Below are 20,034 nucleotides of genomic sequence, written 5' to 3' on the forward strand. Positions count from 1 at the left end.
TCAACGGCCCAGCGCTTCACCGCCTCGCTTTCTGCCAGACACTTTTCCATTCATCGCAGGAGCTTCCACAATGGTTAATCGTCTACCCGGCAAATCACTTCTTGCGTTGCTCGCGCTCAGTGCATGTATACCGCTGGCACAGGCGGCTGATGCCCCAACATTGAACACCGGCAGCACCGCCTGGATGGTAACGGCGGCGGTTCTGGTGCTGTTCATGTGTCTGCCAGGCCTTGCGCTGTTTTACGGCGGTCTTGTGCGAGCCAAGAACATGCTGTCACTGTTCACCCAATGTTTTGGTATCGCCGGACTGGTGGGGGTGCTGTGGGTGGTTTATGGCTACAGCATGGTTGTCGATACTACCAACATGGTTGAGGGCGAGGTTAGCTTCAATAGCTTTGTCGGCGGTCTGAACCGCGCATTTTTAGCAGGCATGACGCCTGAAAGCCTGGTTGGCGACATTCCGGAAGGGGTGTTTGTTACCTTCCAAATGACCTTTGCCATCATCACTCCGGCGCTCATTGCCGGGGCTTTTGCCGAACGTATGAAGTTCTCGTCGGCGCTACTGTTCATGGCCATCTGGTTCACCCTTGTCTACGCGCCAGTGGCCCACATGGTATGGGGTGGAGCAGGGGCTTTGATGCACAACTGGGGCGTGCTGGATTTCGCTGGTGGTACTGCAGTTCACATCAACGCCGGTGTAGCTGCGCTTGCCGCCTGTTTGCTGCTTGGCAAGCGTAAGGGTTACGAAAACGCTCCAATGCCTGCACATAACCTGAGCCTCACGATGGTCGGCGCGGCGATGCTCTGGGTCGGCTGGTTTGGATTCAACATCGGCTCCGGCGGCGGCCTCACTGGCCTTTCAGGCATCGTGATGCTCAACACTCAGCTCGGTGCGTGTGCCGGTATTCTGGGCTGGATGTTCACCGAGTGGCTCAGGGTAGGTAAGCCGAGTGCGTTGGGGCTAGCCAGTGGCGCCTTGGCCGGCCTGGTCGGGATTACCCCAGCCTGTGCGTATGTAGGGGTTGGCGGCGCGCTGGCCATCGGCCTGCTTTGTGGCGTGTCCTGTTATCTCAGCGTGACGGTGCTCAAGACGCGCCTGGGCTATGACGACAGCCTGGATGTATTCGGCTTGCATGGTATCGGCGGAATGATTGGCGCCGTGTTGACGGGCGTTTTCTGCGTGCCGTCGTTGGGCGGGTTGGTCGAGAACGTCACCATGGCTGATCAGGTGATCGCGCAGGTCAAAGGGGTGGCATTCACAACGGCCTACTGCTTCATTGCGAGCTGGATCATTCTCAGAGTGTTAAAGGCTGTCGTCGGGTTGCGGGCACATGACTCGGTTGAGGAAATGGGTCTTGACCTGGGTGAGCATAACGAGCGGGCGTACAACCAATAAGTGAGGGCTGCGTCCCCAAAGGGTTTAAAGGGCAGGCATTAGCCACTCTGCAAGTACATGCCGAAGCAGGTGAGGCGACTACCCACAAGGGCTAGGTGCGTTAAGCGCACGCTTAGTGCGCCAGTTAAAGCTGGCGGAGGATAGTCGATGAAAGTTCGATACTGGTAAGAAATGGCGAGTCGTATTTACGCCGCCGAATACGGCAGGAAAAGGCGGTACCAGTGATGAATGCGTTGCATGGATGGTTGCCCAGCGCGATATCGTGCACAACGGTTCGGCTATCGGCAAAGCCCTGGATTACCGCCTGAAACGCTGGACGGCGCTGTCGCGCTACCTCGATGACGGTGACGTACCCATTGATAATAATTGGTGTGAAAACCAGATAAGGCCGTGGGCGTTGGGGCGCAAGAACTGGATGTTCGCCGGGTCACTTCGCAGCGGCAAGCGCGCGGCTGCAATCATGAGTTTGATCCAGTCGGCTCGGAACAATGGGCATGACCCGTATGCTTACGAATTTCCCACCTACGAGCAGGCCAAGACCTGCTATCAAGATCCCGCTTACAGCGAGGCGAAGGAATTTGCATTGTGTGCTGCGAGTCGTGAGCTGATCATCGTTGAAGGCGAGTTCCACTGATGATCGGGGTGCGGTGGGGCCGCTTCATGACGCAGGCGCTCTAAGTCGTATCGGATTTAACCCGAACCGGAAAGGCATCCTATCCTTGGTCATTGGTCGAGCGGTGCAGTCACTTCGATCTCTGCTGCGCCGCCCTTGGACCCAGGCAGCAAGCCAACCGCCGACATTGGTCTATTCTACCCCTATGGTCTGAAGCTGGTTCCTGCTGAGCGGGCGCGAAGCAAGGTTTGTCCGTCTGATGGTGTTGACGGGTTCGTTTCGCTCAGCCCGATGGCCAGCAGAGAAATGACGACCTATAACAAAATGTAGAATTCTGCTGTTAATCGTCCTTTTCTTTATAGACGAGCCTTTGACCTCACCTCAGAATCAAGTCACGCCTCGAAGAGTCGATCGCCATGAAACTAAAAGAAAACCAGGCTGACGATTGTTCCCAAGGTCGCTCTTTGAATCGGAGCTGCCTCATTCCTCACTATCTGCTCCTAGCTAGAAAGCCTGGCTCTGATCGGTGTGTGCGTTTTTTGCGCAAACACCTCCAGCGTCTTGGGGGCTGGCTGACTTACTCGCGCCCAGAACTAGTGCTTGTCGAAGCCTCTCCGACGTGTTCGCACTTGAGGGCATAAATCTAATTCCAAATGTCGCCAAGTTCTGGTTTTATCACCGATAGAATATACGGACGCTATTTGCAGCATGGTTGCTTTGCTCTCTTACTGAGTGAGGCCGGTTGTCTATGTGCCGATTTAATTAACGCTCGAGTATAAGATTAATAATAGAAGGTAGTCGCTAATGAAGAAAGTGATAGAGATGCGCTCGCAAGTAAGCGTTGGAAGGTTTGGGTTGAAACAGCTTTTAGTGGCGGCTCCTGTATTACTCGGGCTTGCTGCGATCTCTCCGCTGGCTAGCGCTTCGGACTGTGGCACTGTAACCATTGCAAGCATGAACTGGGCCTCCGCAGAACTTCTCGCAGAAGTCGATAAGTTTATTCTCCAGCATGGTTATGAATGCGATGCCAATATCGTGCTGGGTGATACGGTGCCGACGCTGACATCGATGGCAGAGAAAGGTAAGCCTGATGTCGCGCCTGAATCGTGGACCAGCCTGCGTCCACCCATCACTCAAAATAATATTCAGGAAGGCAAGCTTCTGATCGCCAGCAAGGCGTTTATTGATGGTGGCGTGCAAGGCATCTATGTCCCCAAGTTTATCGTGGACCAGCATCCAGACATCAAGACTGTCGCTGATGCCTTGAAACATCCCGAACTGTTCCCTGATCCCGAAGATCCGTCGAAAGGTGCCTGGTCCGCTGGTCAGCAAGGTTGGGGCGGCACTATCATCGCAAGCCAGTACTACAAGGCCTATAAAGGTAAAGACGCCGGCTTTAATCTTGTCGATACAGGATCTGCCGCCGGCCATGACGGCTCACTAATCCACGCCTATGAGCGCCAGAAAGGCTGGATTGGTTACTACTGGGATCCAACTTCGCTACTCGGCAAATATCAGATGGTCCGCCTTTCGAGCGGCGTTCCCTACGACGATGCTGAGTGGAACCGTTGTAACAAAGTCGAGAAATGTCCCGATCCTAAGCCTAACGAATGGCCTGCTGACGAGGTCAACACGATCGTCACCAAGTCGTTCGCAGATCGCGCGGGCTCTGCGTACAGGTACCTGAAAACTCGCTCCTGGCCCAACGCGGTAGTCAGCAAAATGCTAGCGTGGATGGCCGATAATCAGGCAACTGGAGAGGACGGGGCAAAGCAGTTCTTGAAGAAAAACCCAGATATTTGGGTGAAGTGGGTAGATCCGCAGGTTGCAGAGAAAATTAAGGCAGCTCTGTAATTGCCAACTGGAGCGGCGCTTTAGAGCGCCGCTCCTCAAGGCCGGGAACAAGAATAATGAGCCCGGTAACATGTATAGGTAAGCATATGACCTGGTTTCAAGATTTCCCACAGATGGATGACGATACGCTTCGTAGCCTCAAGCAATTTATTGATGAGGGTTTCAGAGGATTTACACGGAGTTATGGCGAAACGATCGAAGGTTTTTTCAATCCGCTACAAAAATTCTTGCTTCTCTCTGAGAAGTTTATGACACAAACACCTTGGCCAGTGATCGTTCTGATCGTTCTGGCGATAGCCTGGGCCGCCAGTAGAAGCGTCAAAATAACGATAGGCGCATTGGTTGCCTTAATGGCCATTGGATACTTCGGTATGTGGGATGACTCCATGCGCACGATATCGATGATTTTCGTGTGTACTGTGCTTTCTATCGTGATTGGCCTACCCATCGGCATCATGATGGCCCGTTCTGAGCGTGTTCAGCGGGTGATCAACCCCATCCTCGATGTCATGCAGACAATGCCGAGCTTTGTATACCTGATTCCCGTTGTAATGCTGCTTGGGATTGGTAGGGTTCCTGGTTTGATCGCAGTGGTCATTTATGCAATTCCCCCAATGATTAGGATGACGAATCTAGGGATCCGGTTGGTCGACAAAGACGTTCTCGAAGCCGCGGATGCTTTCGGCTCGTCCAGCTGGCAAAAGCTCAAGAGTGTCCAGCTCCCGTTGGCGTTACCGACCATCATGGCTGGCATCAACCAGACCATCATGATGGCGCTGGCCATGGTGGTCATCGCTTCGATGATTGGTGTACAGGGACTTGGCCAACCAGTGCTGAAGGCCATCGCCAACCAGTATTTCACGCTGGGTATTTTCAACGGTCTTGCCATCGTCGGCATCGCCATTATTTTCGATCGAGTCAGCCAGGCATATGGGCAGCGACTTCAGAAACACCTGGAGGTGGTCCATGGCTGAGCAGAAATTTGACGGCATCAAGATCCGCAATCTGTACAAGATCTTTGGCCCGCACGCGGCAACCCATATCGACGCGGTCAAGTCGGGGATGACAAAGACCGAATTGATGGAGCGCCATGGTCATGTGTTGGGCTTGCGAGACATCAATATGGAAATGCCCGCGGGTTGCATCCAGGTCATCATGGGCCTGTCCGGTTCCGGTAAGTCGACGTTGATCCGCCACATCAACAGATTGATTGACCCGACCTCTGGGCAGGTGCTGGTCAATGGTGATGATGTGGTGAAGATGAACCCCAATCAGCTGCGGGACTTTCGCCGGCAGCAAACAGCGATGGTCTTCCAGAAGTTCGCTTTATTGCCTCATCGCAACGTGCTGGAAAACACCGTGTACGGCCTGGACATCCAGAAGCTGCCTCGGACTAAGAGCACCGAGATCGCAATGCGTTGGATCGAGCGAGTCGGTCTCAAAGGATTTGAAAAGAAGTACCCCAACCAGCTATCCGGGGGCATGCAGCAGCGCGTGGGCTTGGCTCGAGCGTTGGCTAATGACGCACCGGTACTGCTGATGGACGAAGCCTATTCCGCGCTTGACCCACTGATTCGCATGGACATGCAGACCGTCTTGCTTGACCTCCAGAAGGAGATCAAAAAGACGATCGTATTCATTACTCATGATCTTGATGAAGCGCTGCGCCTGGGCGATCAAATTGCTATTTTGCGGGATGGGCAAGTCATTCAGCAGGGTACGAGTCAGGACATTGTTCTACGTCCTGCTGACGAGTACGTCGCCAATTTTGTGAAGGAAGTGAACCGGGGTAGGGTGCTGCATGTTGAAGCCGTCATGGTCCCTCTACGTGCGGGTGCTGCTTCTTCTGGGGTCACCATCGCCGTGGGAACAACGGTTGAGGAGGCCGTACGTATGCTTGTGGCGGCCCCCGATGGAGATGTCACGGTTGTATCTCCAAATGGAAAGCCTCTTGGAGTGGTGACGTTCCGGCGACTCGCGGAAGCCATGGTCAACGCGAAGGAGCTTCCGAGCTTGCGCGTGGTGGCTAATTAGGCGTTCACATATGCGCTCTGGGTGAGCCGAGCAGCTCATGCTCGCTCGGAGTGCACTTGCTTGGGCAGTTCGGTTCACTGCCTGCGTTGCTATGAAAATGACCACTACTCGTCCCGCTCGTTATATGCCCAGCGGCTTTCCGGTGACATAGTAAAAGCACGACGCCGCAGCGCATTTATTGGCCAATGCCCCTTGATGCTCCGCGGTCAGTTCAAAACTGATCTGAATGATTAAGGGGAAATTATGAGCGTTTTGGGTGTTCTCGGGGTGGGAGAGCTGGCAGATAAAATGGTGCGTGGTCTGCGCCGTAGCGGCTATTCCGGCACTATCCTCCTGTCGCCTCGCAATGCAGAATGCGCAGCCCTCCTTGCGAACGAGTGCGACTGTCGCATCATGGAGAGTAACCAGGCCGTAGTTGACGGTGCAGATACTGTAATCATAGGGGTTCGTCCGAGAGGGCTAGCTGGGCTAGCGACACAAGTCACTCTGCGTGAGAACCAGCATCTTGTATCGTTGATGGCTGGCATCTCTCTTGAGCAGCTAAGGGCTGCGTTCCCCGGTGCGAAGTGTGTCCGCGTCATGTTGTCGTATGCAGCATTGTTCAATCAGTCGACTATCGTGATTTGTCCGCCTGATCCCTTGGCTGAAGCACTGCTGATGCCACTTGGGCAATTGGTTGTTCTGGATGATGAGTCGTCATTTGAGCTGGCTACGGTGGCGGCATGCATGAACGGCTGGTTCTATTTCCTGCTTCACGACCTGCAACAGTGGCTAAGTGAAAAGGGATTATCCGCCCAGGATGCAAGGACGCTGGTGTTGGGAAATTTGCAGGATTGCATAGCACGTGCGCAGTACCATCCGGAGCAATCGTTAAGCGAGCTTGGCCAGTTGATCGCTACTCCCGGTACCTTCACCTATGCGGGGCTTGAAGTGCTGATGCACCAGCCGGTGAGCGCTAGCTGGGGGGCGGCATGTGAGGTAGTCCTGGATGGCTTGCTGACTCGCTCCAAACTCGAAGCTCAGAAGCCTCAAACCTGACGCGGACAGATAGGAGGCTCGCGTCGGCTTGCCTCCTGTTTCGAGCTATTGGCGGAAATGGCAAACTAGGCCTTGCAGTTCATCGGAGACATGCGACAAGCGCTCCGAATCATCTTTGGCCTCCCCTGCGAGTTGCTCAACCAGACACGCATCCTCGTGAATCTGGACGATGTGTCGATTGATTCCCTCGGCTACTTGATGCTGCTCTTCTGCCGCAGTCGCAATCTGCGTGTTCTGATCACGGATCTGATCCACAGACAGCCGAATTGACTCGAAGCTCTCTCGGGCCTGGCGGATATTTGCAACGCTTGTGTCAGAAATGGTCAGGCACGTTTGCATCTGTCGCGTCACATCTTGCGTCCGTCGCCCCAGTCCGCTGAGTAGTGCGTCGATCTCCTCTGTGCATTCCCCTGTGCGTCGAGCTAGGGCTCGCACTTCATCGGCAACCACTGCAAAGCCGCGGCCCTGATCCCCCGCACGCGCGGCTTCGATTGCAGCATTCAAAGCGAGTAGATTGGTTTGCTCGGCTATAGAGCCGATGGTCCCCAAAATCGTGTTGATGTTCTGGCTGTCTCGCTCTAGTTGCTGCATGGCGACTGTTGAATCGCGTAGTGTCTCTCCCAGCCGGGAAACGCTTGAGGTGGCCTCCTCAATGCGGCTTTGGCCATCATGTACCTGGCGCTGCCCGGCGTCGGCGGAATTGGCTGCTTCAGAGCAGGACCGGGCGACCTCATTGGCGGTCGCGACCATTTCATTGAAGGCAGTGGAAACCAGCTCTACTGATTCGCGCTGACGACCGGCGGCATGGTTCATCTGTGTCGCGGTCTGGGTGGAGGAAGCGGAGGTCTGATCCAGAAGCGAGGAAGCCTGACTGATACGCTGGACCAGTTGCCGAATGGCCCCTAAGAATTGGTTGAACCAGCGCGCCAGGGTTGCGGATTCATCGTTCCCCTGGATTTTGAGATCTCGCGTCAGGTCTCCTTCCCCCTGAGCGATATCGGCAAGGCCCCCTGAAACCGTGAGGATAGGCCGAACGATCAAGCTGGCAAACCAAGCGCCCAGAGCTGCGAACGCGAGCAGTAGGATCGCCACGATCGCTATCACCAGCCATGTAAGTTGATTAGCCGTCGCCATGACCTCGTCTTGCTCGATAAGGCCGATGAACTGCCAGCCCAGCACCTCTGAGCGCCAACTGTTGGCCATGAAATCGCGACCACCCAGTTGGACTTGTTTAAAGCCATGAAGTCCCACCAAAGCAGCATAGTCAGAGCCCAGGCTGCCGAGTCGCTTGAAATTATGCTCGTCGTTGCTAGGGTCGACCAATACATTCCCGTTACCTTCAATGAGCATCAGGTAGCCCGTCTTGCCCAGCTTGATTTTGCGAATGATGTCGGTGAGTTGGTTGATGGATACATCTAGGGCGAACACGCCTTCAGGTTTGCCCTGTTCATCGCTGATGGTTCGCACCGTGCTTAGCAGTACGGCTTTGTCGGCTGGCCAGTAGTAAGCGCTGGAGCGGAGTGTTTTCCCGGGTTGAGACATCGCGAGCTGATACCAAGGGCGCTGTCGTGGATCGTAGCTGTGCCGCAGGGGATCCTCGGGCCACGTTGCAAAGGTGCCATCATCACGTCCGAAAGACAGGTACGCCGTGCTGGGATGAGAATGGGCGAACTGATCGAATACTTTCATCAAACGCTGGTGATCTGGGGATAGCGGGATGCGGCCCGCGTCGGCGGAGGTGTAATCCTTCAGGGCTTCAACGTTGACTATCTGGGGATTGGTGGCGAAGTCGTTGACGTTCTGGGTGATGCCATCGAAGAACAGCGCCATGGCATTCTCAATTTGGCGCATTTCGCGCGAGGTGCTGTCCAGGAAGCTGTTTTGCGCCTGATTTCGTACGTTCGTCAATACGATGGCTGCAACCAGTAACACAGGCAGGCAGGCGATGCCTGCAAACGCCAAGGTCAGCTTGGTTTTTATGTTCATGATTGACCTTTGGAAATTGTTATTGACCAAAAAAAAGCTTCCGATTGATCCACGCAATCGGAAGCCTTGTCGTCGAGCGCGTCAGTCGACGCCCCCCTCAAGTCAAGCCCAGATATCACCGATGGTGAAGCCTTCGGTGAATGGATCGTCATGGTCCAATACGAAGGTGTTCAGGCCATAGATCCAGCTCGTACCGGTGACGGTCGGTACGACTGCCTGGTGCTGGCCAATGGTGGTTTCCTGGATCAGGCGGCCGGTGTAGATATTTCCGAGAATGCCTTGATGGCGGAAATCCTGGTTCAGCGGCAGTTCACCTTTGGCGTGCAGGGTCGCCATCTTCGCGCTGGTGCCGGTGCCGCATGGGCAGCGGTCCAAGGCGCCGGTCCAGGTGGCAGGGTCATCCCACGAGAACGTGCCAGAAGACATGGTGACAGTGTTCTTCCAGTCTGCTTTTGGATCGTCGGAAGGGCCGGAGAGCTGCGAGATGGTGATGCCAACTCCGGGATAATCTGGGTGAGCGACCGGCAGCTGTTCGATGGCTGCCTCGCGGATCATCGACGACACGCGGGCAATCTCGCCGCCGTGCTCGGGCTTAAGCTCCAAACCTTTGAACTGGCGTACATCGGCGATGACATAGAACATGCCACCCCAACCGACGTCGACGCGGACTTTGCCCAGGTGAGGCACATCGATGACAGCATCAAGGTGGGCGGCGAAGGCGGGAACGTTCTGGAAAGTAACGCCTTTGACCTTGCCGTTTTCACACTGGGCCTTGATGCGGATCAGGCCAGCGGGCGCTTCCAGCGTCAGTTCGGTCACCGGTTCAGTCATCGGCAGCATACCCATCTCCAGCAGCACGGTGACGACCGAGATGGTGTTGCCACCCGACATCACCGGGTACTCGATCTGCTCCATGATGACATAGCCAGCGTCGGCCTCAGGGTGGCAGGGCGGTACGATGATGTTGCAGCAGTGCGCTGGGTAGCCGCGTGGCTCGCGCAGCATCAGCTTGCGCAGTTGGTCATCATTCTCTTCCAGCCATTTCATCTTGGCGTAAACGGTATCGCCAGGAATGTGCGGAACGCCGCCAGTGATGACGCGCATCGGGGTGCCAGCATGGGTATCGACCGCATGAATGGTTCTTTTGAAGGCCATGGGAACTCCAGCTTATTGTTCATATATTCAGACAAGCACGCACCCTGGCACGTCGTGCACCGATCCCGTCGGAACACGCAGCGCTATAAGGTAACATGGTACGGATCGCATGGAATGCAGGCTGTGCACGTCTCCGTATAGGCGCACTCTCTCACTCTTGGTGATCGACACCCTATAACGTTTGGGACAGCTCGTGTGATGTTCGAGCAATCGCGTCAGTGCGTAGGTTGCCGTTGAGCGCTTTTAACGCGTGTCGCGCTTTCATACCACGACTTGTCTCAATCGTTATATGGCGTGGAGGAGTGGGGTGACATAGTGGTCGGGAGGCGGGATGCGGCAGTGGGTCGCATCCCTAAGTGTTTGATTTATTTAAAGGAGTTTTCCGGGTAAGTACGCGACAGTCGTCAGCGCGCATACTTGGCGTGCCCGTCGAGTTGATTCATGCCGTGCGTCACAGTAATTGGCTGGGCGTTACTGTAACAGCAAATACAAAAGGAAACTTCAATGTCGAGTTCCAAGCGATCCATTGAAGACGCTTCCCTTAATAGCTTCCATAAGAAATTGGCGTTTTCTACCTCGGGTAGTCCCTTTTTGACGGCTATCCCGATGAACTATTCCCCACCGAAATCCGGGCCTCCAGGGTGGTGTTGGCTACGTCGCTTTCGCGCATCGGTGCTGCTGCCGGCACCTATCTAGAACCTGTTTCTCTTGCATCGCTCGGCATTGGTCAGACCATGCTGGCTGCTGCTGCAATTTCCTTGTTGGGCGCTCTGGCGTCGTGGTGGCTTGCTCCAGAGACCGCGAAGCTCGATCTACAACAGGCTTCTGCCCTGGATGGTTGCGCCGCAATGCGCTGATCCAGGCTTTTCAATCAAATGGAGGGTTAAACCATGAGCCAAGTTCTCACTGTCGTACGTCAAGCTGCCGAGTCGCCTATTGGTGAATTGGCTCCGGCCAAGCTGCCGATCGGTGACGTGATTGCCCAAGCGGCGACGGGGCAGCACCAGACCGACGACGCTGTGAATGCAAGCATCGGCGTTTGGGAAAGCACACCGGGCATTTTCCGTCGCCACCTGAAAAATCGGGAGTTCAGCCACATTGTCAGCGGTTCCTGCACCTTCACCCCTGACGGTGGTGAGCCGGTGGAATTGCGTGCAGGCGATGCTGTGCTGTTCCCGGAAAACTGCGAGGGTGTCTGGAGCATTCATGAGACGCTGCGCAAGACCTACGTCCTGTTCTGAGGAGCTGATACATGATTGAGCGTATCAATCCAGGCAAGCGTGCTAGCCAGCTCGTGATCGTCGATGGTCGGATTGAGACTTCCGGTATCGTGGCCGAGAATCTCGAGGGTGACATCGCTGAGCAGACTCGCTGCGTCTTGCGTCAACTTGAGGCCTGGTTGGCACAGGTAGGTGCTACCAAGGCCAACCTGTCGCGTATGCAGATCTGGCTCGCCGATATGGCTGAGTTCGATCGCATGAACGAAGTCTACGACGCCTGGGTGGGCGAGGCTCCGCCTGTGCGCGCTTGCGTTGGTGCACCGCTTGCCGCGTCTGGCTATCGCATAGAGATTCAAGCGTTCGGGCAGCTGTAAGCCTGAGCTTGAGGTAGTGAAGAGCCGCTGCAGCCCATGTTGCGGCGGTTAAGGATTATAGGTCTGGATCGAGGCCTGCACTGTCTCCGTGCCAATCGAAGCGCTCTACCTCATGACGTCGTTTGCGGAAGGTATATGGCGTCTCGCCGTACTGCTTGCGGAACCACAGAATAAAGTGCGATGCGTCGGAGAAGCCGCAAGCCAGCGCAATGGTGGTGATATTCTGGCTGGTGTTGACCAGCAAGCGGCGCGCATGTTCAAGGCGCAATTTGCGCCAGTAGTTGGCAGGGGGTTCTTGGGTGTTGGCAACAAACTCGCGGTGCAGTTGCCGTGGATGAGTGCCTACCGCTTCCGCAACCGTTTGAAGAGTCATCGAAGCGTCCAGATGGGCGCGCATGAATTCGATCGCGCGTTGGACTCTGTCGTTCTGGTACACGCTTTCGCTTGTCGCCGATGCTCGCTCATCTTCTCTGCGCTCCTCGACCAGCAGGTATTCAAGGCCTTTCTGCGCGCGTACTGCACCGCAATGGCGCCTGATCAGGTTGGCCGCCAGATCAATGGCGGTGCCTCCTGGGCATGTGATAATGCCACGATCGTCGACATAACTCTTGTCGATGACCATCGTCGAGGCAGGGAAGCGCTCCTTGAATTCATCCCTCAATGTGAAATGCACAGCGCAGCGGCGGCCGTCCAGCAGGCCGGCCTTGCCCAGTACGAATGAGCCTGAGCAGAGGGCGATGATGGGAATGTGCGCAGCGTTGGCGTCGCGTAATGCATCGAGCAGCCAATCGGGCGGATTGCGTGTTTCTCCAAGCAGGCCACCAGCGATGACGATGTAATCGTACTGTGCGAACAGATTGAGAGGTTTGGTTGGCAGGATGGGCATGCCGCAACTGGCGGTGATGGGTTGATCGTTCAGCGTCATCCAATCCCATTGGCAGAACAGCTGCTGGCTGCGGAAGGACTTGTCGGCTGCGAAACGCAGTGAGTCAACCAGCCCGGCGACCGGTACCAGGGTGAACTGATTCATTAGCACAAAGCCGACTCTCAGTTCGGGCTTTACCGGCAGCTTGATATCCGCCTCTGGCGGAGAGTCATCGTGCGCTTGGTGAACCATGGGCGAATACCTCACCTGATCGTGACGGTCTACATTTTAGAACGACTCTCAGGTCCGGGATATCATATCAATCTCAGCAAGTAGAAAAATCAGGACAAAAGGTAGTGCCTAGGCGTGCTTCTACTATCAATTGTCATGCTTGTTACAGCGAGAGTGCCCGCAGGGTGAGCATTATGTTGCAAAAACCAACATGCTCTTAGCAAAGGCACCAATACTATGTACCGCGGATTCTGGTATGCCCAGGCACTCGACCTGGACAGCGATCTGGCCCCTGCTTTGCAGGACTCCATTCAAGCTGACGTCTGTATCGTTGGTGGCGGTTTCCTCGGCCTTTGGTCGGCCATCCGCCTGAAACAGGCGCATCCGGAAAAAACCATCGTTATCGTCGAGCGCGATCGTTGCGGCTCCGGCGCAAGTGGTCGTAACGGTGGTGTCGCCACCAACTGGTGGGGCAAATACTTGTCGGTGCGCACCATTTGCGGCGATGTTGAAGCTCGGCGCATCTGTGAAGCGGCCGAATCGGCTATCGATGAAATTGGTAGCTTCTGCCAGGAGCACGGTATAGATGCTCAGTACCGTAAGGATGGTTGGCTGTGGACCGCTACCAACCAGCGTCAAATGGGCTCTTGGAAGGTGCTGACCGATGGCCTGCAGAAACTCGATGTGAACCCATTCCAGGAGTTGGATCGTGAGACCATTCGCGGTCGCGTAGGCTCCCCGCTGGTTCTGGGTGGTATCTATGACCCCAACGCGGCCACCGTGCAGCCTGCAATGTTGGCCCGCGGTCTGCGCCGAGTGGCCCTGAAGCTTGGGGTGAAGATCTTCGAGAAGTCTCCATTTACACACCTGGAACGCGGTAAAAACCCGGTGGTGCATACGGCGATGGGCCGAGTGAAGGCAAATCACGTGGTCCTCGCGCTTAACGCTTGGGGCGCACAGTTCCCAGAGCTGCGCCGAATGATTGCCATCATGTCCAGTGACATGGTCGCCACCGCCCCGGTCAAGGCCAAGCTTGATGCAATCGGCTTCAGTGGCGGCGAGTGCATGACTGATTCGCGTACCGTACTCAACTACTGGCGCAATACCCCGGATGGGCGGGTCGTGTTCGGCAAGCCGCTGGGGCAGTTCGCCTACGCCGGGCGCATCGGCAATCTTTACGAGAAACCATCGCCGGCCGCCGACAAGGTCGCTGCCGAACTGCGCCGCCTGTACCCACAATTGCAGGACGTACCGGTGGTCAGCAGCTGGACTGGACCGATCGACCGTGCGATGAAAGGTCTGCCGAACTTCGGCTACCTCGACCATCACCACACCGTCAGCTACGGCATCGGGTTCTCGGGCAACGGTGTGGCCACCACGGTCTTTGCCAGCCGCATCATCAAGTCACTGGCCACTCACGCCAATGATGAGTGGGCAAACTGCGGCTTGGTCAATCAGAAGTTGAAATTGTTGCCGCCAGAGCCGTTCCGCTTCTTCGGTGCGCACATGGTCCGCGATGCGCTGGTGCGCAAGGAGTCGCTTGAAGACCACGATCAGGACGCAGGTTTCATCACGCGCCAGCTGGTTGCCATGGCGCCTGCCGGCTATGTCCCTGCCCAGAAAAAATAAGTACTAGGATCATGAGCGAACATATTGTTTTTCTCGACGACGATGGTCTTGCGGCCTCGACTCGTCTCAAGCGCCCTGACTGTGAACATACCTGGGAACAGTTTGCGTACACCCATCCTGATCAGGTGCTAGAGCACCTGAAAGATGCCACGGTCGCTCTGACTTGCAGTGTGCCGCTGCGTGAGGAGCACCTGCGTCAGTTGCCGAAGCTGAAGATGATTTCGCTTGCGCTTACGGGCCGCGACATTGTCGACGTTGATTACTGCGATGTTCACGGCATCGAGGTATCCAGCGTTCCTGGTTACGCGGCAAACACGGTCGCCGAGCACAGTATGGCGATGATGCTTGAGCTGTTTCGTCGCCCTGCGGCCTTCAGCCGGCTGATGCGCAAAGTGCATGCAGGGCAGGCCGAGTACAAGAACATCTACTTCGACCATCGCATCCGTGATGTACGTGGCAAGCAGGTGGCTATCATTGGCAGCGGTCCGATCGCCATTCGCTTGGCAGAGCTGGCACGTGCCTTCGGCATGGAAGTATTATTCGAAGATCGTGGCGGCAAGCGTCCTGGACCTGAGAATCGTTCGCTCGAGAGCCTGCTCAAGACTTGTGATGTTCTGTCGATCAACGCGCCATTGACGCCTGAAACCCACAACATGATCGATGCTGAAAAGCTTGCGTTGATGAAGCCGGATGCGCTGGTCATCAACACCGGTCGCGGGGGGATCGTCAACGAAGCTGCTCTGATCGATGCGTTGCAAAACGACCGGCTCGGTGGTGTAGCGCTGGATGTGGTCGAAGTTGAGCCCCTGCATCCGAGCAACCCTTTGTTCCAGCTGATCGACCGCGACGATTTCATTCTCAACCCACATATCGCGTGGAGCAGTGAGGATGCCATGCAGCAGTTGATGGATCGCGCAGTCGACAACATCACTGATTTTGTAGCCCGCCACAGCACTCAGAAAAGGATCCGTACCGCATGACCATCGCCACCAAAAGCAGCTTTGTCGACGGCGCTTTCGTTGCCCTGGACAGCGGCGCTGACATCCTCGAAAACAGAAACCCATCCAATCCGGGCGAAGTAATCGAGCGATTTGTGCGGGCCGACCAGCACCTGACCGAACAGGCCATTGCCGCGGCCCGACGTGCTCAGCCAGCCTGGGCTCGCAGCAACCCGCAGCAGCGCGCCGACGCTCTGGACTTTATCGGCACCGAGATTCTCGCTCGTCGTGAAGAGCTTGCCACATTGCTTGCGCGCGAAGAGGGCAAGATTGTTCGAGAAGCCCTCGGTGAAGTCGACCGTGCTGGTCGTTCGTTTAAATTCTACGCCCAGGAAGCTTTGCGCGCTGAGGGCGAGAAGTACCAGTCTGTCCGCCAAGACGTAGGGATCGACGTTTTCACCCAGCCGTTGGGTGTGATCGGGATCATCGCTCCGTGGAACTTCCCGATTGCCATCCCGGCATGGAAGATTGCCCCAGCGCTGTGCTTTGGCAACTGTGTGGTCTTCAAGCCAGCTGAGCTGGTCCCATCTTCGGCCTGGGCCCTGGCCGAAATTATCAGTCGCTCGGGTCTGCCAGCGGGCGTGTTCAACATGTTGATCGGCCCTGGTCGCAGCGTGGGCGATATCATCATCCGTTCGCCAGAGATCGATGGCATCAGCTTCACCGGCTCGGAGAACACTGGGCGTCAGATCGCCAAGCTCGCTGCTGAAGGTATGAAGAAAGTCCAATTGGAAATGGGCGGCAAAAACCCGTTGATTGTGCTGGATGATGCTGATCTGGAACAAGCAGTGGACGTTGCGCTGAATGGCTCGTTCTTCAGCACTGGCCAACGCTGCACAGCCAGCTCTCGCGTAATCGTCACTGAAGGTATCCACGACGCCTTCGTTGCACGCCTGGCTGAGCGTACGCAGGCCCTCAAAGTCGGCGATGCATTGCAGTCTTCTACTGATATCGGCCCCGTCGTAGATGGGCGCCAGTTGGAGCAGAACCTGTCCTACGTTGCTAGTGGTCGGGAGCAGGGCGCCAAGCTGGTATGTGGTGGGGAGCGAATCGAGAACGAGTCGGGTGCATACCTATTCACGCCGGCGCTGTTCACTGAAGTGACGCCAGAGATGCGCATCTACCGCGAAGAAATCTTTGGGCCAGTGCTCAGCGTGCTGAAAGTGCGTGATTATGAAGAGGCCTTCGCCGCTGCCGAGGACACTCAGTTTGGCCTATCGGCGGGTATCGTCACTACTTCGCTGCGCCATGCCGAGCACTTCAAGCGAAACAGCTCGGCCGGAATGGTAATGGTCAATCTGCCAACCGCTGGTGTGGATTACCACGTTCCGTTTGGTGGAAACGGCGCTTCGAGCCTGGGTTCCCGTGAACAAGGTACTCATGCCCGTCAGTTCTTCACTCGCGTCAAGACCACTTACCAACTGGCCTGACGTTTACCTGGCAATTGAAGATCATCCACGGGGGCAATTGCGCTCCCGCGGATTCTGCTGCGCCCAATATTTGAAGTTGAGGTTACAAGCAAGATGGCCAAGGCCGCCGATGTCGTTGTGCAATGCCTGGAAAACGAAGGTGTCGAGTATGTGTTCGGCATTCCTGGTGAGGAAAACCTCGACCTGCTGGAATCCCTGCGCAAGTCGAAGATCAAGCTGGTACTGACCCGCCACGAGCAGTCTGCGGGCTTCATGGCAGCCACCTATGGCCGCCTGACCGGCAAGACCGGCGTCAGCCTGTCGACCCTGGGCCCTGGCGCGACCAACCTGGTAACCGCCAGTGCGTACGCCTACCTGGGCGGCATGCCGATGATGATGATTACCGGCCAGAAGCCGATCAAGAAGTCCAAGCAGGGCCGCTTCCAGATCATCGATGTGTGCGGCATGATGGACCCCATCACCAAGTACACCCACCAGTTCGCCTCGGCCGACAACATCCCTTCGCGCATGCGTGAAGCGTTCCGCCTGGCCGAAGAAGAAAAACCGGGCGCCGTGCACCTGGAGCTGCCGGAAGACATCGCCGCCGAGCAGACCGATGCCATGCCGATCCCGCGCAGCTTGCACCGCCGGCCGCTGGCCGAGCACGTGGCCATCGAAGCTGCCATCGAGAAACTGCGCACCGCCCGCAGCCCTATCCTGGTGATCGGTGCCGGCGCCAACCGCAAGATGACCGCCAAGGTCCTCAAGCAGCTGGTCGATAAGACCGGTATCCCGTTCGTCACCACCCAGCTGGGCAAGGGTGTGGTTGACGAGCGCAGCCCGCGCTTCCTGGGTAACGCTGCGTTGTCGTCCGGTGATTTCGTGCACCGTGCGATCGAAGCGGCTGACCTGATCGTCAACATCGGCCACGATGTGATCGAGAAGCCGCCGTTCTTCATGGTCCGTGGCGGCACCGAAGTCATCCATATCAACTTCCGTTCCGCCGAAGTCGACGCCGTGTACTTCCCGCAGGTAGAAGTGATCGGCGACATCGCCAACGCCGTCTGGCAGATCGCTGAAGGCCTGGGCGACACCTCGCACTGGGACTTCACCCGCCTCATGGCGATTCGTGAAGCCAACGAAGCCCAGATCGCCGAAGGCGGCGACGATGACCGCTTCCCGGTCTACCCTCAGCGCCTGGTTGCCGACATCCGTCGTGTTCTGCCGTCCGAAGGTATCGTCGCCCTGGACAACGGCATCTACAAGATCTGGTTCGCGCGCAACTACAAGGCCCACAAGCCCAACACCGTACTGCTCGATAACGCCCTGGCGACCATGGGCGCCGGCCTGCCGTCGGCCATGGCTGCGCACCTGGTGTACCCGGACCGCCCGGTGATCTCGGTGTGTGGCGACGGCGGCTTCATGATGAACAGCCAGGAGCTGGAAACCGCAGTCCGTCTGGGCATGCACGTTACCGTGGTGATCCTGCGTGACGATGGCTACGGCATGATCCGCTGGAAGCAGGCCAACATGGGCTTCACCGATTTTGGCCTGGACTACGGCAACCCGGACTTCGTCAAGTACGCCGAAGCCTACGGTGCCAATGGCCACCGCGTGGAAAGCGCCGAAGGTTTGCTGCCGCTGCTCGAGCACTGCATCAAGACCCCGGGCGTGCACGTGATCGACTGCCCGGTCGACTACAGCGAGAACGACCGCATCCTGAACATGGACCTGCGTGAGCGCAGCGCCGCCATCTGAGGAATCAGCCCCATGCAACTGAAAGACTCCCAACTGTTCCGCCAGCAAGCCTTCATCAACGGTGAATGGCTGGATGCGGACAGCGGCCAGACCATCAATGTGACCAACCCGGCCACAGGTGAAGTCATCGGTACCGTGCCGAAGATGGGCTCTGCGGAAACCCGCCGCGCCATCGAAGCTGCCGACAAGGCCCTGCCGGCCTGGCGTGCACTGACCGCCAAAGAGCGCTCGAACAAGCTGCGTCGTTGGTTCGAACTGATGATCGAGAACCAGGACGACCTGGCTCGCCTGATGACCACCGAACAAGGCAAGCCACTGGCCGAAGCCAAGGGCGAAATCGCCTACGCAGCCTCGTTCATCGAGTGGTTCGCCGAAGAAGCCAAGCGCGTTTACGGTGATACCATCCCGGGCCACCAGCCTGACAAGCGCCTGATCGTCATCAAGCAGCCGATCGGCGTTACCGCGGCCATCACCCCCTGGAACTTCCCGGCGGCGATGATCACCCGTAAAGCCGGCCCGGCCCTGGCCGCTGGCTGCACCATGGTGCTCAAGCCTGCTTCGCAAACCCCGTACTCTGCCCTGGCCCTGGTCGAGCTGGCTACCCGTGCCGGCATCCCGGCTGGCGTGCTGAGCGTGGTGACCGGCAGCGCTGGCGAAGTTGGCGGCGAGCTGACTGGCAACTCCCTGGTGCGCAAACTGTCCTTCACCGGCTCGACCGAAATCGGTCGCCAGTTGATGGAAGAATGTGCCAAGGACATCAAGAAGGTTTCCCTGGAGCTAGGTGGCAACGCCCCGTTCATCGTGTTCGACGACGCCGACCTGGACAAGGCGGTCGAGGGCGCGATCATCTCCAAATACCGCAACAACGGCCAGACCTGCGTCTGCGCCAACCGTATCTACGTGCAGGACGGCGTCTACGACGCGTTCGCCGAGAAGCTGGCCGCTGCCGTGGCCAAGCTGAAGATCGGTAACGGCCTGGAAGAAGGCACCACCACTGGCCCGCTGATCGACGGCAAGGCTGTCGCCAAGGTTCAGGAACACATCGAGGACGCCGTTGGCAAAGGCGCCAAGGTGCTGTCCGGTGGCAAGATCATCGAAGGCAACTTCTTCGAGCCGACCATCCTGGTTGACGTACCGAAGACCGCTGCCGTCGCCAAGGAAGAAACCTTCGGCCCACTGGCGCCGCTGTTCCGCTTCAAAGACGAAGCTGAAGTCATCGCCATGTCGAACGACACCGAGTTCGGTCTGGCCTCGTACTTCTACGCCCGTGACATGAGCCGCGTGTTCCGTGTCGCCGAGGCCTTGGAATACGGCATGGTGGGTATCAACACCGGCCTGATCTCCAACGAAGTCGCGCCATTCGGCGGCATCAAGGCTTCGGGCCTGGGCCGTGAAGGCTCCAAGTACGGTATCGAGGACTACCTTGAAATCAAGTACCTGTGCTTGAGCATCTGAAGACGCAGTTCACCAACAC

Annotated in this window: 15 protein-coding genes and 3 pseudogenes; 15 read left to right on the forward strand and 3 right to left on the reverse strand. The window is 56.9% G+C overall.

The genetic code is table 11. The annotated features are described in order from the left end of the window. The first annotated feature begins 70 nt into the window (after positions 1–70). From HP546_RS02640 to HP546_RS02665, 7 genes and pseudogenes are all read left to right on the forward strand, one after another. Positions 71–1,396: an ammonium transporter gene (locus HP546_RS02640; protein ID WP_172219333.1), complete on the forward strand. Its 1,326-nt coding sequence runs from the start codon at positions 71–73 to the stop codon at positions 1,394–1,396. A gap of 188 nt (positions 1,397–1,584) precedes the next feature. Further along, a pseudogene (locus HP546_RS02645) lies at positions 1,585–1,907 on the forward strand (transposase); the annotation flags it as partial. 48 nt (positions 1,908–1,955) lie between these two features. Next, positions 1,956–2,030, forward strand: a pseudogene (locus tag HP546_RS31260) (hypothetical protein); the annotation flags it as partial. A 783-nt stretch (positions 2,031–2,813) separates the two neighbouring features. Continuing rightward, positions 2,814–3,863, forward strand: a complete 1,050-nt coding sequence (locus HP546_RS02650; protein ID WP_218584426.1) for an ABC transporter substrate-binding protein — start codon at positions 2,814–2,816, stop codon at positions 3,861–3,863. An 86-nt stretch (positions 3,864–3,949) separates the two neighbouring features. Then, entirely contained in the window at positions 3,950–4,837 is an 888-nt protein-coding gene (locus tag HP546_RS02655) for a proline/glycine betaine ABC transporter permease (RefSeq protein ID WP_172219334.1), read from the forward strand. Further along, entirely contained in the window at positions 4,830–5,897 is a 1,068-nt protein-coding gene (locus HP546_RS02660; RefSeq protein WP_172219335.1) for a glycine betaine/L-proline ABC transporter ATP-binding protein, read from the forward strand. The genes HP546_RS02655 and HP546_RS02660 overlap by 8 nt, the downstream gene beginning before the upstream one ends. A gap of 243 nt (positions 5,898–6,140) precedes the next feature. After that, positions 6,141–6,935 carry an NAD(P)-binding domain-containing protein gene (locus HP546_RS02665; RefSeq protein ID WP_172219336.1) on the forward strand — a complete coding sequence of 265 codons (795 nt, stop codon included), beginning with the start codon at positions 6,141–6,143 and terminating at the stop codon, positions 6,933–6,935. A 45-nt stretch (positions 6,936–6,980) separates the two neighbouring features. Here the strand turns inward: HP546_RS02665 and HP546_RS02670 are convergent, their stop codons facing one another. Beyond that, positions 6,981–8,921, reverse strand: a complete 1,941-nt coding sequence (locus tag HP546_RS02670) for a methyl-accepting chemotaxis protein (protein ID WP_172219337.1) — start codon at positions 8,919–8,921, stop codon at positions 6,981–6,983. A 102-nt stretch (positions 8,922–9,023) separates the two neighbouring features. Next, positions 9,024–10,076, reverse strand: a complete 1,053-nt coding sequence (locus HP546_RS02675; protein ID WP_053867931.1) for a proline racemase family protein — start codon at positions 10,074–10,076, stop codon at positions 9,024–9,026. Positions 10,077–10,675: 599 nt separating this feature from the next. Between HP546_RS02675 and HP546_RS02680 the strand changes: the two are divergent. The 3 genes and pseudogenes from HP546_RS02680 to HP546_RS02690 all read left to right on the forward strand — a co-directional run. Beyond that, positions 10,676–10,933 (forward strand): annotated as a pseudogene (locus HP546_RS02680) (MFS transporter); the annotation flags it as partial. A gap of 33 nt (positions 10,934–10,966) precedes the next feature. Further along, complete coding sequence (locus HP546_RS02685; RefSeq protein WP_172219338.1) at positions 10,967–11,317, forward strand: cupin domain-containing protein; 351 nt, start codon at positions 10,967–10,969, stop codon at positions 11,315–11,317. 11 nt (positions 11,318–11,328) lie between these two features. Then, positions 11,329–11,670, forward strand: a complete 342-nt coding sequence (locus tag HP546_RS02690) for a RidA family protein (protein ID WP_172219339.1) — start codon at positions 11,329–11,331, stop codon at positions 11,668–11,670. A gap of 55 nt (positions 11,671–11,725) precedes the next feature. On the opposite strand, the gene HP546_RS02695 is transcribed toward HP546_RS02690, so the two are convergent. Next, the gene (locus HP546_RS02695) at positions 11,726–12,787 is read right to left on the reverse strand and encodes a GlxA family transcriptional regulator (RefSeq protein WP_172219340.1); all 1,062 of its coding nucleotides are present in this window, start codon (positions 12,785–12,787) and stop codon (positions 11,726–11,728) included. A 216-nt stretch (positions 12,788–13,003) separates the two neighbouring features. Between HP546_RS02695 and HP546_RS02700 the strand changes: the two genes are divergently transcribed. The 5 genes from HP546_RS02700 to gabD all read left to right on the forward strand — a co-directional run bounded on the left by HP546_RS02700 (position 13,004) and on the right by gabD (position 20,015). Continuing rightward, positions 13,004–14,395, forward strand: a complete 1,392-nt coding sequence (locus HP546_RS02700) for an FAD-binding oxidoreductase (protein ID WP_172219341.1) — start codon at positions 13,004–13,006, stop codon at positions 14,393–14,395. A gap of 11 nt (positions 14,396–14,406) precedes the next feature. Next, positions 14,407–15,375, forward strand: coding sequence for an NAD(P)-dependent oxidoreductase (locus tag HP546_RS02705; protein WP_172219342.1), 969 nt, complete (start codon positions 14,407–14,409; stop codon positions 15,373–15,375). Then, positions 15,372–16,823, forward strand: coding sequence for an aldehyde dehydrogenase family protein (locus HP546_RS02710; RefSeq protein ID WP_172219343.1), 1,452 nt, complete (start codon positions 15,372–15,374; stop codon positions 16,821–16,823). Before HP546_RS02705 ends, HP546_RS02710 begins: the two co-directional genes overlap by 4 nt. A 93-nt stretch (positions 16,824–16,916) precedes the next feature. Beyond that, entirely contained in the window at positions 16,917–18,560 is a 1,644-nt protein-coding gene (locus HP546_RS02715; RefSeq protein WP_172219345.1) for an acetolactate synthase large subunit, read from the forward strand. Positions 18,561–18,572: 12 nt separating this feature from the next. Then, entirely contained in the window at positions 18,573–20,015 is a 1,443-nt protein-coding gene (gabD, locus tag HP546_RS02720; protein WP_172219347.1) for an NADP-dependent succinate-semialdehyde dehydrogenase, read from the forward strand. The last annotated feature ends 19 nt before the right edge of the window (positions 20,016–20,034 follow it).

It is taken from the genome of Pseudomonas sp. CM25 (assembly GCF_013179705.1).
In the GTDB taxonomy this organism is placed as follows: domain Bacteria; phylum Pseudomonadota; class Gammaproteobacteria; order Pseudomonadales; family Pseudomonadaceae; genus Aquipseudomonas.